This is a genomic window from Methanocellales archaeon (assembly GCA_028715985.1).
GTDB lineage: Archaea > Halobacteriota > UBA148 > UBA148 > UBA148 > UBA148.
Genome location: JAQUQR010000001.1, coordinates 364,098 through 377,757, shown reverse-complemented (window position 1 = coordinate 377,757; position 13,660 = coordinate 364,098). Strand labels below are relative to the sequence as shown.

14 protein-coding genes are annotated in these 13,660 nt (G+C 45.2%); 7 read left to right on the top strand and 7 right to left on the bottom strand.

All coding sequences use genetic code 11. The features are described from left to right. Position 1: 1 nt before the first annotated feature. From PHI74_02270 to PHI74_02240, 7 genes are read left to right on the top strand one after another with little or no spacing between them, the layout of a single operon-like run. Positions 2-646: a V-type ATP synthase subunit E family protein gene (locus tag PHI74_02270; GenBank protein ID MDD5484840.1), complete on the top strand. Its 645-nt coding sequence runs from the start codon at positions 2-4 to the stop codon at positions 644-646. Then, entirely contained in the window at positions 607-1,611 is a 1,005-nt protein-coding gene (locus tag PHI74_02265; GenBank protein MDD5484839.1) for a V-type ATP synthase subunit C, read from the top strand. The genes PHI74_02270 and PHI74_02265 overlap by 40 nt, the downstream gene beginning before the upstream one ends. Next, a complete protein-coding gene (locus PHI74_02260) occupies positions 1,604-1,918 on the top strand; it encodes a V-type ATP synthase subunit F (protein ID MDD5484838.1) in 315 nt (104 codons plus the stop codon). The genes PHI74_02265 and PHI74_02260 overlap by 8 nt, the downstream gene beginning before the upstream one ends. Beyond that, positions 1,919-3,667, top strand: a complete 1,749-nt coding sequence (locus tag PHI74_02255; GenBank protein MDD5484837.1) for a V-type ATP synthase subunit A — start codon at positions 1,919-1,921, stop codon at positions 3,665-3,667. A gap of 1 nt (position 3,668) precedes the next feature. After that, positions 3,669-5,051 carry a V-type ATP synthase subunit B gene (locus PHI74_02250; GenBank protein MDD5484836.1) on the top strand — a complete coding sequence of 461 codons (1,383 nt, stop codon included), beginning with the start codon at positions 3,669-3,671 and terminating at the stop codon, positions 5,049-5,051. A 36-nt stretch (positions 5,052-5,087) separates the two neighbouring features. Further along, on the top strand, positions 5,088-5,705 hold the full coding sequence (locus PHI74_02245) for a V-type ATP synthase subunit D (protein ID MDD5484835.1): 618 nt from the start codon (positions 5,088-5,090) through the stop codon (positions 5,703-5,705). Positions 5,706-5,708: 3 nt separating this feature from the next. After that, positions 5,709-6,074, top strand: coding sequence for a DUF22 domain-containing protein (locus PHI74_02240; protein MDD5484834.1), 366 nt, complete (start codon positions 5,709-5,711; stop codon positions 6,072-6,074). On the opposite strand, the gene PHI74_02235 is transcribed toward PHI74_02240, so the two are convergent. The 7 genes from PHI74_02235 to PHI74_02205 form a co-directional block, all read right to left on the bottom strand. Continuing rightward, on the bottom strand, positions 6,069-7,991 hold the full coding sequence (locus tag PHI74_02235; GenBank protein MDD5484833.1) for a Na(+)/H(+) antiporter subunit D: 1,923 nt from the start codon (positions 7,989-7,991) through the stop codon (positions 6,069-6,071). The two genes, PHI74_02240 and PHI74_02235, sit on opposite strands and share 6 nt — an antisense overlap. Next, positions 7,981-8,214 carry a hypothetical protein gene (locus PHI74_02230; GenBank protein MDD5484832.1) on the bottom strand — a complete coding sequence of 78 codons (234 nt, stop codon included), beginning with the start codon at positions 8,212-8,214 and terminating at the stop codon, positions 7,981-7,983. Before PHI74_02230 ends, PHI74_02235 begins: the two co-directional genes overlap by 11 nt. 103 nt (positions 8,215-8,317) lie before the next feature. Further along, on the bottom strand, positions 8,318-9,790 hold the full coding sequence (locus PHI74_02225) for a monovalent cation/H+ antiporter subunit D family protein (protein ID MDD5484831.1): 1,473 nt from the start codon (positions 9,788-9,790) through the stop codon (positions 8,318-8,320). Positions 9,791-9,801: 11 nt separating this feature from the next. After that, a complete protein-coding gene (locus PHI74_02220) occupies positions 9,802-11,295 on the bottom strand; it encodes a proton-conducting transporter membrane subunit (GenBank protein ID MDD5484830.1) in 1,494 nt (497 codons plus the stop codon). 65 nt (positions 11,296-11,360) lie between these two features. Further along, positions 11,361-12,869 (bottom strand): monovalent cation/H+ antiporter subunit D family protein, encoded by a 1,509-nt coding sequence (locus PHI74_02215; GenBank protein MDD5484829.1) that lies wholly within the window; start codon positions 12,867-12,869, stop codon positions 11,361-11,363. Further along, positions 12,869-13,231 carry a cation:proton antiporter subunit C gene (locus tag PHI74_02210; protein MDD5484828.1) on the bottom strand — a complete coding sequence of 121 codons (363 nt, stop codon included), beginning with the start codon at positions 13,229-13,231 and terminating at the stop codon, positions 12,869-12,871. Before PHI74_02210 ends, PHI74_02215 begins: the two co-directional genes overlap by 1 nt. Further along, the gene (locus tag PHI74_02205) at positions 13,232-13,660 is read right to left on the bottom strand and encodes an MnhB domain-containing protein (GenBank protein MDD5484827.1); all 429 of its coding nucleotides are present in this window, start codon (positions 13,658-13,660) and stop codon (positions 13,232-13,234) included.

Below are 13,660 nucleotides of genomic sequence, written 5' to 3'. Positions count from 1 at the left end.
GTTGGGCATCGAAGAGATAAAACAGAAGATCCTCGCTGATGCGAACGAGAGAGCCAAAAAAATAGTGGAAGAGGCTGAAAAAAAAGTCAAGCCAATCGTCGATGAGGCAGAGGATAAAGCTAAGCAAATCAAAAAGGAGTCCAAAGAAAAAGCCGAATCAGAGGCTGAATCGAAAAAGAAAAGAATCCTTGCATTAGCTAGGCTAGAGGCGAGAAAAAGCTTACTAGCGGCGAGGCACGATATGACAGAGGAGGCATTTGTTGAGGCAGTGAATAGGCTAAGTGGACTGGATGATGGGGAGTATCTGGCGATCGTAAAGGGGATGTTTCTCTCAGTGGACATGCCAGAGGGGGATGTTGAGGTAATTCTTTCCCCAAATGATAAAAAAAGAGTGAGCAATAAGTTTCTCAAAGATGTTGAAAAAGAATTAGCCCTGAAAGGTAAAAAAGTGAAATTAACGTTATCCAAAGATACCAGAGACATCTCTGGCGGTTTTGTGCTCAGAAAAGGGAGGATTGAATTCAACAACTCCTTTGATGCCCTCATAAAAACGCAAAGAGATGCGAGGGAGGCAGAAATAGCGAGAATATTATTCGGTGAAGATGTATGGAAGCCAAAGCGGTCAGCAAATATGCCTACTCAGTAGGAAGGGTCAGGGCATTAGAAACGAAGCTCCTCGATGGAGACAAGATAGAGAAGATGATCGAGGCTGAGGATGCAGAGGCCGTTTTACGCATATTGAGCGAAACAGAATATGGAGACATGATTGCAGAGGCCAAAAGTGCCGAGGAGTTTGAGGAGACTTTATACAGGGAGCTAAAGAGGAAATATGCGATTGCCAAGAGATTCTACCCTGATCCAGAACTTGTAGACCTGTTCACGCTCAAGTACGATTTCCATAATCTAAAGGTATTGCTCAAATCCAAATTGAGTGACCAGAGAGCAGAGATGATCGATCTCGGAGCGATCGCAGACGTGGTTCCTGAGCTGATGAAAGAAGACCTTGCTGAGATCCCAAAGAAATTACCAGAAGGCTATGCAAGAGCGATCGAAAGGGTGCTGAATGAGTTTAACATTTCAAAAGATCCACAGGTAATTGATGCGGGTTTAGATGTCGAAATGTTTAATCTGATGTTTGAGTTTGCTTCTAAGAGCGAGTTTTTGCTAAAACTGCTACAGATGCATGTCGATCTGGCTAATATAAAAATGTTGATCAGGTCGAAGAAGCTCGGTAAGAGCAAAAAATTCCTGGGATATGCCCTTTTAGAGAGGGGCAGTTTACCCAAAGATGTTCTGCTTAAGATTTATGACGGAACATTGGATGCCATGGTAAGCGAGCTCTGCAAATCAGAATATGGCGAGATCATAGCTGCTGGGGCTGAGCACTATAAAAAAGAGGGGTCTTTGCTTTGGTTTGAAAAATTGTTTGACGACTTCATAACAGAGCGTGTGAAAAAAGCTAAATATATAACATTCGGTCTGGAGCCCCTGGCTGGATACATCATCGCAAAGGAAAACGAGGTAAAACTGATCAGGACGATACTGATTGGAAAATTGAATGAAATTCCAAGTGAACAGATAAAAAAAATGGTTCGTGAGGGGTATGTATAAAATAGGCATCATAGGCGATAAGGATGAAATCTTATGTTTCAAGGCGTTAGGGGTGGTCACCTATGGGGCCAAAGATGTTGAGGAGGCTTCAAACATGCTGAGTAAAGCATGTGACGAGAATTTTGGCATCATATTCATCTCAGAATATTTTGCTAAAAATCTAGATGAGCAAATCTCAGGCATAGAAATGCCCATCATCATTGAGATTCCAGACAAGAAGGGAATCACGGGATTTGGAATTGAACAGCTTAGGAAAACGGTTGAAAAAGCGGTCGGCACTGATATATTGTCTAAAAAAGGTGAGTAAATGGGGAAGATAATAAAGGTCTCAGGCCCAGTCGTTATCGCAGAAGGGCTGAGCAATGAAAAGATGTACGATGTCGTGAAGGTCGGAGAGAAAGAGTTGGTGGGGGAGATCATAGAGCTTCGAAAAGATAAGTCAACTATCCAGGTATATGAGGAGACCTCCGGCATAGGCCCCGGGGAGCCTGTTTTTCCCACGGGTCAACCGCTGAGCGTCGAGCTGGCACCAGGACTAATGGGAGCGATATACGATGGCATTCAGCGCCCATTGAACGTCATAAGCAGCATTGCAGGTGACTATATGACAAGGGGTATCTCGGCAGATGCAGTTGATAGAAAAAAAGAATGGAACTTTCAGCCTAAGTTGAAGGAGGGAAGCAGAGTAACCCAAGGGGATATCCTGGGAGTGGTAAAGGAGACTGAGCTAGTGGAGCACAGGGTAATGGTTCCAGTTGGTTTAGAGGGAGAGGTAATCGATATTTACGAGGGACCAGCGAAAGTTGAAGACGTCATTGCGAAGATCAAAACGAAAGATGGCCCCAAGGAGGTAACGATGCTTCAGCGGTGGCCGGTTCGCATTCCTAGACCTTCCAAAGAGAAGCTCCACCCAGAAATACCCATGATAACCGGTCAGAGGATTTTAGATACGTTCTTTCCCATCGCGAAGGGTGGCACAGCCTGCGTGCCTGGCCCGTTCGGCTCGGGAAAAACCGTCGTTCAGCACCAATTATCGAAGTGGAGCGACACCGACATCATCGTTTTCATCGGATGCGGTGAAAGGGGGAATGAAATGGCAGAGGTTTTGCTGGAGTTCCCAGAGCTCAAAGATCCTCGCTCAGGCCTTCCGCTGATGGATAGGACCATTCTGGTTGCCAATACGTCAAATATGCCATTCGCGGCGAGGGAGGCAAGCGTCTACACTGGAATAACGTTAGCAGAATATTATAGGGACATGGGATATAACGTCTCTTTGATGGCTGACTCCACCTCGAGATGGGCAGAAGCCCTAAGAGAGATCTCCGGTAGATTGGAGGAAATGCCCGGCGAAGAAGGTTATCCTGCCTATTTATCGTCTAGAGCAGCAATGTTCTATGAAAGAGCTGGCAGGGTGATAACCCTCGGATCAGAAAAGAGAGAGGGCTCATTAACGGTAATAGGGGCAGTATCTCCCCCAGGGGGCGATTTCTCCGAGCCGGTAACACAAGCAACGCTCCGTATAACCAAGGTTTTCTGGGCACTGGACGCCCCCTTAGCATATAGAAGACACTTTCCTGCCATTCACTGGCTTCTTAGCTACTCGCTCTACCTAGATGACGTAGAAAATTGGTGGCGTAGCAACGTTGGGGATGATTGGCGCAGCATGAGGGATGCTGCCATGGAACTCTTGCAAAAGGAGTCGGAGTTGGAGGAAATAGTCCGTCTGGTAGGGGTGGAGTCTCTCTCTTCCAAGGATAGGCTTCTTTTGGAGACCACAAAATCGATAAGGGAGGATTTCCTCTATCAAAATGCATACCATGAAATAGATACGTATTCTTCCGCCAAGAAGCAATATGCGCTCTTAAAACTCATCCTGAATTTCCATGGGTTGGCGATGAAGGCACTTGATGACGGCATCCAGCTAAAAGATATCCTAGCCCTACCCATTCGGGGGGACATAGTAAAAGCAAGATTTGTGCCCGAGGATGAATTCAAGATCACTTTTGGCAAAATAGAGGATGGAATGAAGGCTCAATTCACAAAGTTAGGTGATTAGAATGCTCAAAGATTATCTGACGATTTCCGAAATTACGGGACCCCTCATGTTCGTTGAGGGCGTGGAAGGTGTGAAGTATGATGAACTGGTGGAGATAGAAACTCCCACCGGCGAGGTAAGGCGAGGAAAGGTTCTTGAGATAGCCAGCGACAAGGCATTGTTGCAAGTTTTCGAGGGCACCAGTGGAATAGACGTTTCCACCAGCAGGGTCAGATTCCTCGGCAAGGGGATCGAATTGCCGTTATCATTGGACATCACTGGAAGGATCTTTGATGGTTTCGGAGATCCAATAGATGGTGGACCAAAAATAGTGCCAGAGGACAGAATCGACATTGGCGGAAATCCGATCAATCCCTACTCAAGGAACTATCCACTCGATTTCATCCAGACCGGGATATCTGCAATAGATGGCATGAATCCCTTGATCAGGGGGCAGAAACTGCCCCTCTTCTCTGGAGCAGGATTGCCCCATGCGGACATAGGGGCCCAAATTGCCAGGCAAGCAAAGCTAATTCGAGAGGAAGAGGAGTTTGCAGTCATATTCGCTGCGATGGGCATTACTTTCGAGGAGGCAAATTATTTCATATCTGATTTTCGCCGCACTGGTGCAATAGAGAAAGCGGTTTTGTTCATGAACCTGGCTGATGACCCAGTAATAGAGCGGATTGCAACTCCCAGAATTGCACTGACTGCTGCCGAATATTTGGCATTTGAGCATGATATGCACATACTTGTCATCATGACCGATATGACAAATTACTGCGAAGCGCTTAGAGAAGTCTCAGCATCACGAAAAGAGATTCCGGGGCGGAGAGGGTACCCGGGCTACATGTACACAGACCTGGCGACAATATATGAGCGAGCTGGGAGAGTTAAAGGTAAAAAAGGCTCAATAACGCAAATTCCGATATTGAGCATGCCTGAGGATGATATAACGCACCCGATCCCGGATCTGACTGGCTATATCACCGAAGGTCAAATATTTTTGAGCAGAGAGCTGCATCGAAAGGGAATCTACCCCCCAATCGATGTTTTGCCGTCTTTATCAAGGCTCAAAGACAAGGGAATCGGAGAGGGCAAGACAAGAGAGGATCACGCTGGCGTCCTAAACCAGCTCTATGCAGCCTATGCCAGAGGAAAGGAGGTCAGAGAGCTGGCGATAATCTTAGGGGAAGCGGCATTGACAGATGTCGATAAGAACTTCCTTGATTTCGCAGAGACTTTTGAACGAAAGTTCATATCCCAAGGGAAAAATGAGGACAGAAGCATAGGAAAAACCCTGGACATTGGTTGGGAATTGATGGCCGCCCTTCCTGAGACTGAGCTGAAGAGAGTTAGACCAGAGCATATCGAAAAATACATGCGAAAGGCTTATAGTACCTGATTAATAATGAACATTTGTTTAATTGAAGGTTGAAGGATGATCAACGTCAAAGCAACAAGGATGGAACTCCTCAACATAAAAAAGAGGATAAAAATAGCGAAGAGAGGCCACAAACTGCTGAAAGACAAACGAGACGGACTCATGAAGCAGTTTTTGAGCATTGTAAACGAAAGTATGGAGACAAGAAGACGTGTTGATAGTAAGCTCAATATGGCACATAGGAGCTTTCTACTGACGAGGGCGATGATGAGCGTTGAGGAGATTGAGGGGGCAATCTTTTACCCAAAAAAAGAGTCCCTACTTGCCATCTCTTATCAGAACATCATGGGCGTGAACGTGCCTAAGATAAAGACGCAGATTGAAAAAGAAAGGAATAGTGCATACAGCTTGGTCAGCACCACAAGCGAGCTGGATCATTCACTGGAGCTCTTTGACGAGGCATTGGTGGATATGATTCGGCTTGCAGAGATACAGAAATCGGTCGAGCTGTTGGCGCTCGAGATAGGTAAGACCCGAAGAAGGGTAAATGCACTGGAACATGTGCTCATACCGCAGCTGGAGGATGCTGCAAGATACATCAGCATGAAGCTGGACGAAATGGAAAGGTCGAACTTCTGTAATCTGATGAGGATAAAAGAAATCATGGAAGTATGATGTATGAAAAATATCGTGGACTTATTGAGGAGTAAAAAACCAGAAAGGAGCTTCGACTTCAAGCTATCGGACATGGTCGGAAAGGTTGAATATGTTTTCGCAGATGAAAATATAGAGGTCAAGAAGGGCGATGTACATTATATCAAAATAAAGCCCTTCACGATTCCTCCTGAGTGGCTGGCTGTTCCTTGTTCGTATATACAAAACCCACTTGGTAAAGTCGTCGGTGTGGGAGAGAAATTTGCTAAGCCAGTAGCACTCAAAAGACATGCAACTGATGCAATATTTACTGCATTCGCAGACGGCAAGATACAGATAGGTGAGATAGTGGGTGCCGTTGTTATGCTGTATACCCATATCGAATCATAGGAAATACCTTATAGCCAGATATACAAGAAATACTGCAAATACTATAAATGCTATGAATAGGTCAGAGCTGATGCTTCTAGCGTCTCCACCGGGGGGTCCATGCTCAATTAGTTCCTTATAGAATACTCTTTGTTTCTCGGCCCTATCTCTTGCCTTTTCAATTGCACTGGAGATCTTGAGTAAGCCCTTTGAAACCATTGCAAAAGCTAGATGAAGTCCACCATAAAACCCACTAACAAGTATTGAAACTGGATTCTCAGAGAACCAGATAAAGCCATTGTAAAACATTACGAATGCCGTGTCCATCCACAGGCCAAGCGTTGGGATTGGATTTCTGCAGAACCATATAAAACCCCTTGCTCCTTTTAAGAAAGCCTGATCTATCCACATGTTAAATTTCGCAGCAGGATGATTGCAGAACCACATGAAACCCCTTCCAGCTTTCCTATAGAACCAGTCTGTATCGAGATTAGTAGACCTTTCTTCCTTAGGATAGAAACCATATGTTATGAGGAACAGAAATGCCAAACCAGCGAAGAACAGTAGCTGGAGTTGACTCAGAACATGACCTGACGTGTAGGGAACAAAATCAACTGGATATGGAAGAATCCGATAAAGTACACCAGGAAATATGCCAATAAGAATGCATAAAAAGGCAACAATTCCCATAGAAAGGAGCATATTAAATGGTGGCTCATCTGGTCTTTTACCAGAGTCCTCGGCAAAAAATATGAAATAGGGGATTTTGATACCAGCATAGTGGAAGACACCAGCCGAGGCAAATAATAAAGCCAGCCATATGATGAACATATGCCCATCAGCGGCTGCCTGGATAACCATTGACTTACTTACAAAACCCGTAAAGAGGGGGAACGCAGAGATTGAGGCAGCGCCTACAAGACATAACATAAGGGTTATGGGCATAGTCCTATATAGTCCGCCAAGCTCTGTGCACTTGCTTGTTCCCGTCACATAGAGCACAGCCCCCGTACACATGAAAAGAAGACCCTCAAAAAGAATATTGCAGAAGGCGTGAGAAACGGCACCATTCAGAGATAGCTCCGTACCTATACCTATACCTACTATCATGAATCCAACTTGCTCGATGAGACTATAGGCAAGTACCCTCCTCGTGTCATTCTCAATGACGGCATAGAAAATGGGGAATACCGTCATTATTGCCCCCAGAAATATCAGAATCTCAGTGCCTGGGAAAGCTCTCGCCAAAACATACACTGCGGTCTTGGTGGTAAAGATGCTCAAAATTACTGTACCTGTAACAGTTGACTCAGGATAGGCATCTGGAAGCCATGCATGTAGTGGCGGAATTGCTGCATTAATAATAAAACCAAGAAAGATTAGTCTGGAGGCGATTCCATTAATGCCTATAAAACTGAATTCAAGGGACCCTGTGGTATAAAGGTACATCATAATACCAGCCAATAGACATGTACCACCAAACGTATGTACTAAGAGATATCTCAACCCCGCCTTTAATGCCCTCTTATCCTTTTTATACCAGATAAGGAAAGTAGAAGCAAAAGCCATAATCTCCCAGAATATGAATAAAGAGAAGAGGTCACCAGAAAAGACAACGCCAAGAGAGCTCCCGACGTATAAGAAGACGGCTAAATGATGTCCCCCCTCCTTTACATGAATGCCATAGAGAGTGCCCAAAAAGCCCATTATAACGAAAATGTATCCGAAAACCATACTTAGTTTATCAACTCTGCAAAATATGAGATTATAATCTAAGAAACCGACTATCCAGCTTGTGCCTTCCGACAGATTAAGAAGATTTATGATGGCAATAATAGGTAGGAGCAACAAATAGGCTGTTTTTAGCTTTCCTTTTAGAAATGGGATGAGAAATGCACCGATGATAAATATTGCTGCTGGCGGAACACTAGTAATCATAATAATCCTCCTTCCTTTTAATGAATTTGCGCAATAGTTTTGCCATAAAAACAAGGCTTACACATGCCACAAACCCATATATCGCATAAAATGCTGGAATCCTTTCCAATGAAAAATGAGGATGCTTAGGAACGATAAAATCAATAAGAACTAGGATTGCAAGACAGGTAAAGAACACCTTTTTCAGCTTCTTTATGTTCTCTGGATCATCCAAGTATCCCATATCATGTCCTCCAATTAGATTCCAAATCACGTTTCTGATGAATCGACTCTTTTTTGTGCATGTGAAACCCTTCTTAAGTTTTATAGTGAGATTAAAGACCCTTTTATACCCCCAAGAAAGTCCGAGCCAGTTGCAAAGGCGTATAGGGCACCATCGACACCATGCCAAATATCAAAGAGATTAACGCACATAGCAATATCGGACCCAACAGCCACCAAGATGCTTCCTTGCTCTCGATCAGATCGCCCTCCGGCTCTTTGAAGAAGGCATTATATATCGGTGGTATGAAGTATGCCGTATTCAGCAGTGTACTAGCCATTAGCACTGCGATGAATATGGGATGCCCTGCTTCCAGAGCCCCCAGACCAAGATACCATTTAGATATGAACCCGCAAATCGGGGGTGCACCTATCATTCCAAGCGCCCCTATGGTGAACCCAATCATCGTTAGGGGCATCCTGCGACCAATGCCGTGCATCTCGCTCATATTCTTTTTGCCGGTTTGAACAAGTATAGCGCCTGCACAGAAGAATAGTGTAATCTTCATGAACCCTTGATGAGCAATGTGAGCAACTCCCCCTGAGAGGGAGCTAGGACTCAACAATGCGGCGCCCAATATGATATAGGATAGTTGGCTTACGGTAGAATATGCCAGCATCCGTTTGAGATTGTCCTGCGCTAATGCAAAAATTGATCCAAAGATGATTGTGATCGAGGCCACTATTGCGAGTGGCAGTAAAAATCCGAGATCTGCCACTAGCTCTATGCCATAGACGTTGGTCACTACTCGCACAATTCCGAATATGCCAGCGTTAACCACTGCTACGGCATGCAGTAATGCGCTTACTGGTGTAGGCGCAACCATAGCGCTAGGCAACCAAGAGTGTAAAGGTATGATAGCCGACTTGACGCCAAATCCCATGATAAATATCACAAATAGCATCTTTAATATTTGCTCAGAGCCGTGACCTGCCAAGAATCCATGGCTGGCGAAGGTGAGAGTGCCTGTTAGAGTAAACGTTATGGCCACCCCAAAAAGGACAAGTGCACCCCCACTCAGCGTATATGCCAAATACTTCTTCCCGGCCTCCAACGCATCTGACGTTTCCTCGTGCATGACCAGTGGAAAGGCAGACATCGTCAATATCTCATAGAATACAAATAAGGTGACGAGATTGCCTGCCAACGCTATGCCCACTGCAGAGGCAATGCATGCAGCAAAACAAAAATAGTATCTGGTTTGTGCATGCTCTTTTAGAGCCCTCATATAACCTATGGAATAAACAGAGGTTACGATCCATAGAAAAGAGGATAAAAACGCGAAGAACATACCAAAAGCATCCACCCTGAAGCCAAGTTCTACACCCGGCACGATTTGGGTTATGGTGAAGACGTATTTTCCCCCATTATAAATATGCGGAAACATCGATACGACTATCATGCATCCAAGAACAGACGCAGCAAGAGTCCAAAACTCTCTCAAATTCCTATTCTTTTCGCCCGTTACGGCGATCAAAAGAGCACATATAAATGGGATTACTACAGCAAGAATGGGTTTTATTGAATATAATTCCATGTGATGCTCCCTCACACTCCTATCATCGCATTAACCGTTGGTTTTATTATGACCACAGAGGTTGTAGCTGAAATTACTCCAAATACAATGATTCCTATCGCCAGTAGCACCATGGGCACCGCCATGGATAGCGGAACATCATCAGGCCTTACTTCTTTGTGTTCACCGTGCTCAGACTCCTTGGTGAAGAAGGCGTTGATGATTATCGGTATAAAATAGATTGCGTTCATCAAACTGCTCAGCATCAAGACTAACCCGAATCCAATGGCAACTGGTCTTCCTGCTTCAAGGGCACCAAGGACGATATACCACTTGCTAGCGAAACCCACTAGTGGAGGTACCCCTATCATCGAGCAGGCAGCTATCGTAAATACCATCATCGTAATCGGCATTTTCTTTCCTATCCCAGCCAGATGATCGATGTCCCTGATACCTGCCTTATATATAAAAGCACCAGCACAGAGGAACAAGGCGCTTTTAGCCATCAAGTGATGGAAGATGTGTACCATCGCCCCCTGCAGGCCTGCTGGCGTCAGCAAAGCTGCACCCAGAAAGATGTAACCCACCTTGCTGACAGTCGAATAAGCTAGCATCGTTTTCAGGTCGTGTTGTCTGATTGCCATCGCTGACCCGAAGAATATGGATAACCCGCCAAGTAAAATCAACCAATTGCTCACCAACATAGTCTTCAGCAGATTCACGCCAAATATATCATACAGGATTCTTATCATGACATAGCAACCCTCTTTGACCACCACACCAGATAGTACCGCACTAGCCGGAGACGGCGCTATGGGATGCGCAGAAGGCAACCATACATGAAGGGGGAACATGCCAGCTTTGAACAGAGCACCAACCAAAAGAGTGAAGAGCATGACATAAAGAATGTTGCCCTGGACTCCGTCAAGTATTCCTCTTTTGCCAAGATCCAAGGTGCCGACTTGTAGGTATACGAGGAGTATGCCAACAAACATGACAAGGCCTGTAGCAAGACCCAAAAACAGATACTTCTTTCCTGCAGCCATGGCTTCAGGTGTTTCCTCATGGATGACGAGCACATAGGACGTAAAAAGCGTTATCTCAAAGAATATGAACAACACCAACATGTTTTTTGCGAACAGGGTGCCTATCACCGCACTGAGCGTCAGAGACATGAAGAGAGAGAACCTGTTTCTTGAATGTAGATGTTCCATGTACCTGTGCGAGTAGACCGCAGACAGTATCCAAGCGAAAGAGATTACCAAACCTATAAAAAGAGGGAGTGGGCCCACCCTAAATGCCATGGGTAAAGTTGAGACAGCACTATAAGAGAAAATATATTCTATGGTATTGCCCTCCAATATGGTAGGAGCCATTGCCACGATAACAATAAAGGAGATGATGGCTGCTGAGACTGAGATAAGGTCTCGGGCAGTTTCAGATATCTTTCCTGCTTGATATGCTATGATGCCTGCTATTAGCGGTGAAAGTAAAGCTATGACAGGTAAACAAGAAATTACAATCATCTTTCATTCCTCCTCCCAAATTTGTACGAGATGACACGATGTGCTTGCATATATATCCTCTGTTTTCATATTCCCAACAACAATTTAGCTGCTGGCTCCGCCAAAGACAAGGGTATCCTTGGGAATAGGCCGAAGACCACGCACCCCCCAGCTAAGATCAAGATAGGTATGAGCATTCCAAGAGGGATTTCATCTCTTTGGATCTCTTCTTTGAGCAGGGGTTCTTTGAAGTATATGTTGTTAATGACCCTCATGTAGAACACGGCAGTCAAGAGGCTGCCAAGCAGTATGGCCCCAATAAACATCCATCCTGACCGCGTTCCGGTTTCTAGAGCGCCCAGACCGAGATAAAATTTACTGACAAACCCTGCAGTCGGTGGAATTCCAATCATCGATAATGAAGCTATCGTAAATGCAGCCATTGTGAATGGCATTTTTTCCCCTAACCCGGCAAGGTCATCAATATTCCTTATCCCAGTTTTGTAGATGATTGCACCAGCGCAAAGGAATAAACATCCTTTCGCCATCGCGTGATTAAATATATGCAATATGCCTCCTGTTGTCCCATATCCTGTAGTCAATCCTATGCCCAATATTATGAAACCTATGTGGGCTACGCTGGAGTATGCCAACATCCGCTTTAGGTCAACCTGAGATATCGCAAACAATGAGCCCACGATGATTGCTGCTGCAGCCATCCATGAGAGCATAGATGTAACAGGAATCGTTTCGACGACAAATTCTGGGTGAAATATGTTGAATAGCACTCGAATGATGGCTAAGGCTCCCACTTTTATTAATACTCCTGAAAGAACAGCGCTTATCGATGATGGCGCCATGGAATGAGCATCTGGCAACCAGGTATGTAGTGGGAACAGTGCAGCTTTGATGCTGTAGCCCACCATGAAGAAGGCTAACGCCACTAGGAGGGTCCAAGAACTTCTACCGACGCCATATACGCTTGGCAACCTTACTGACAAATCTGCCATATTCAGCGTGCCAGTGAGTATATATAAATAGGCGATGCCGACCAGCGTAAAACTGGTGCCTATTGCCCCTAATAGCAAGTATTTATAACTTGCCAGGATAGCAACTTTTTTCCCCGTGATCGCCACCAATGCATAGGAGGATATCGACAGTATCTCGAAGAAGACGAATAGGTTGAACAAGTCCCCAGTGACCGATGCACCCATCATACCGCCCGTCATTAGCATCAAGAGAGTGTAATAGGGGGTGGTCTTGGATTCATGCAATTCCTTAGCAATATATTCCCTGGAGTATATCGTGGCCATCAAAGTGATAAATGAGATTACGATGCACATGTATACGCCGAAGAAGTCAATGACCAGCTCTATTCCAAACGGAGGCATAAATCCACCCATATGATAAGAGATTACCCCCCCAGTTAGCACCGATCTTGCCAGGAAGAGGGATGCAAGAAATGTGAGAGTCATAGAAACCATCACCAGTGGATTGCAGATCCTCTTGTCCATCCATCCAAGTATGGGAGTTATGTATGCTGTTACCAGTGGCAGCAGAACTACAAGTATTGGTAGATGTGAAGCCCCTACCATCACATCAACTCCACCAATCTCTCTGAGTCAAGCGTCCCATATTCCTCATAGATCCTGATTATTAGGCTAAGCGCAAGGGCTGTCGTGCTAACGGCCACCACTATTGCAGTGAGGATGAGTACGGAGGGCAAGGGATTCACATAGATGGCCTCTGCACCTTCATGTGCAATGATCGGCGAAACCCCCCCTTCAACATCCCCCATGGAGATGTAAAACAGGAAAATCGACGTGTCCATGATGTTTAGTCCCATGAATTTCTTGATCAAATTCTTCTTCACGACCATCGCGTAAAGCCCGATCAGGAAAAGGACAACCACAGCCCAATAATTATAGTGTCCAAGCAAGAACCCAAAGTCGACCACCTAATCACCTGCCATCGAGTAAAAAATCGTTACAATCACTGCCATGACAGTGATTCCGATGCCGATCTCAACTGCCGAGATCAGTATCGCACTGACCACAGGAGGGGGAAACAGAAACGCTATCCCATATTGCAAGTAATATCCCCCGGCCAAAATGCATGTTACCCCAATCGATGCATAGATTAAAGGGCCAGAGCTCTCCATGGGCAACCGTACAGTCTTTTTGAATCTCTCCTTCGACTCAGGCAAGCCAAGTGCCAGAGCGAGCAAGATGAAGCTGGATGCGATGATCACGCCAGCCTGAAAGCCACCTCCAGGAGATACATGACCATGCATGAGAACATAGAGTCCGAACAACTGTATAAAGGGAGCCACTATTCTTGCAATCGTTCTAACGATTACATCCTCTCCAAAAAGCGACTCTGGCAA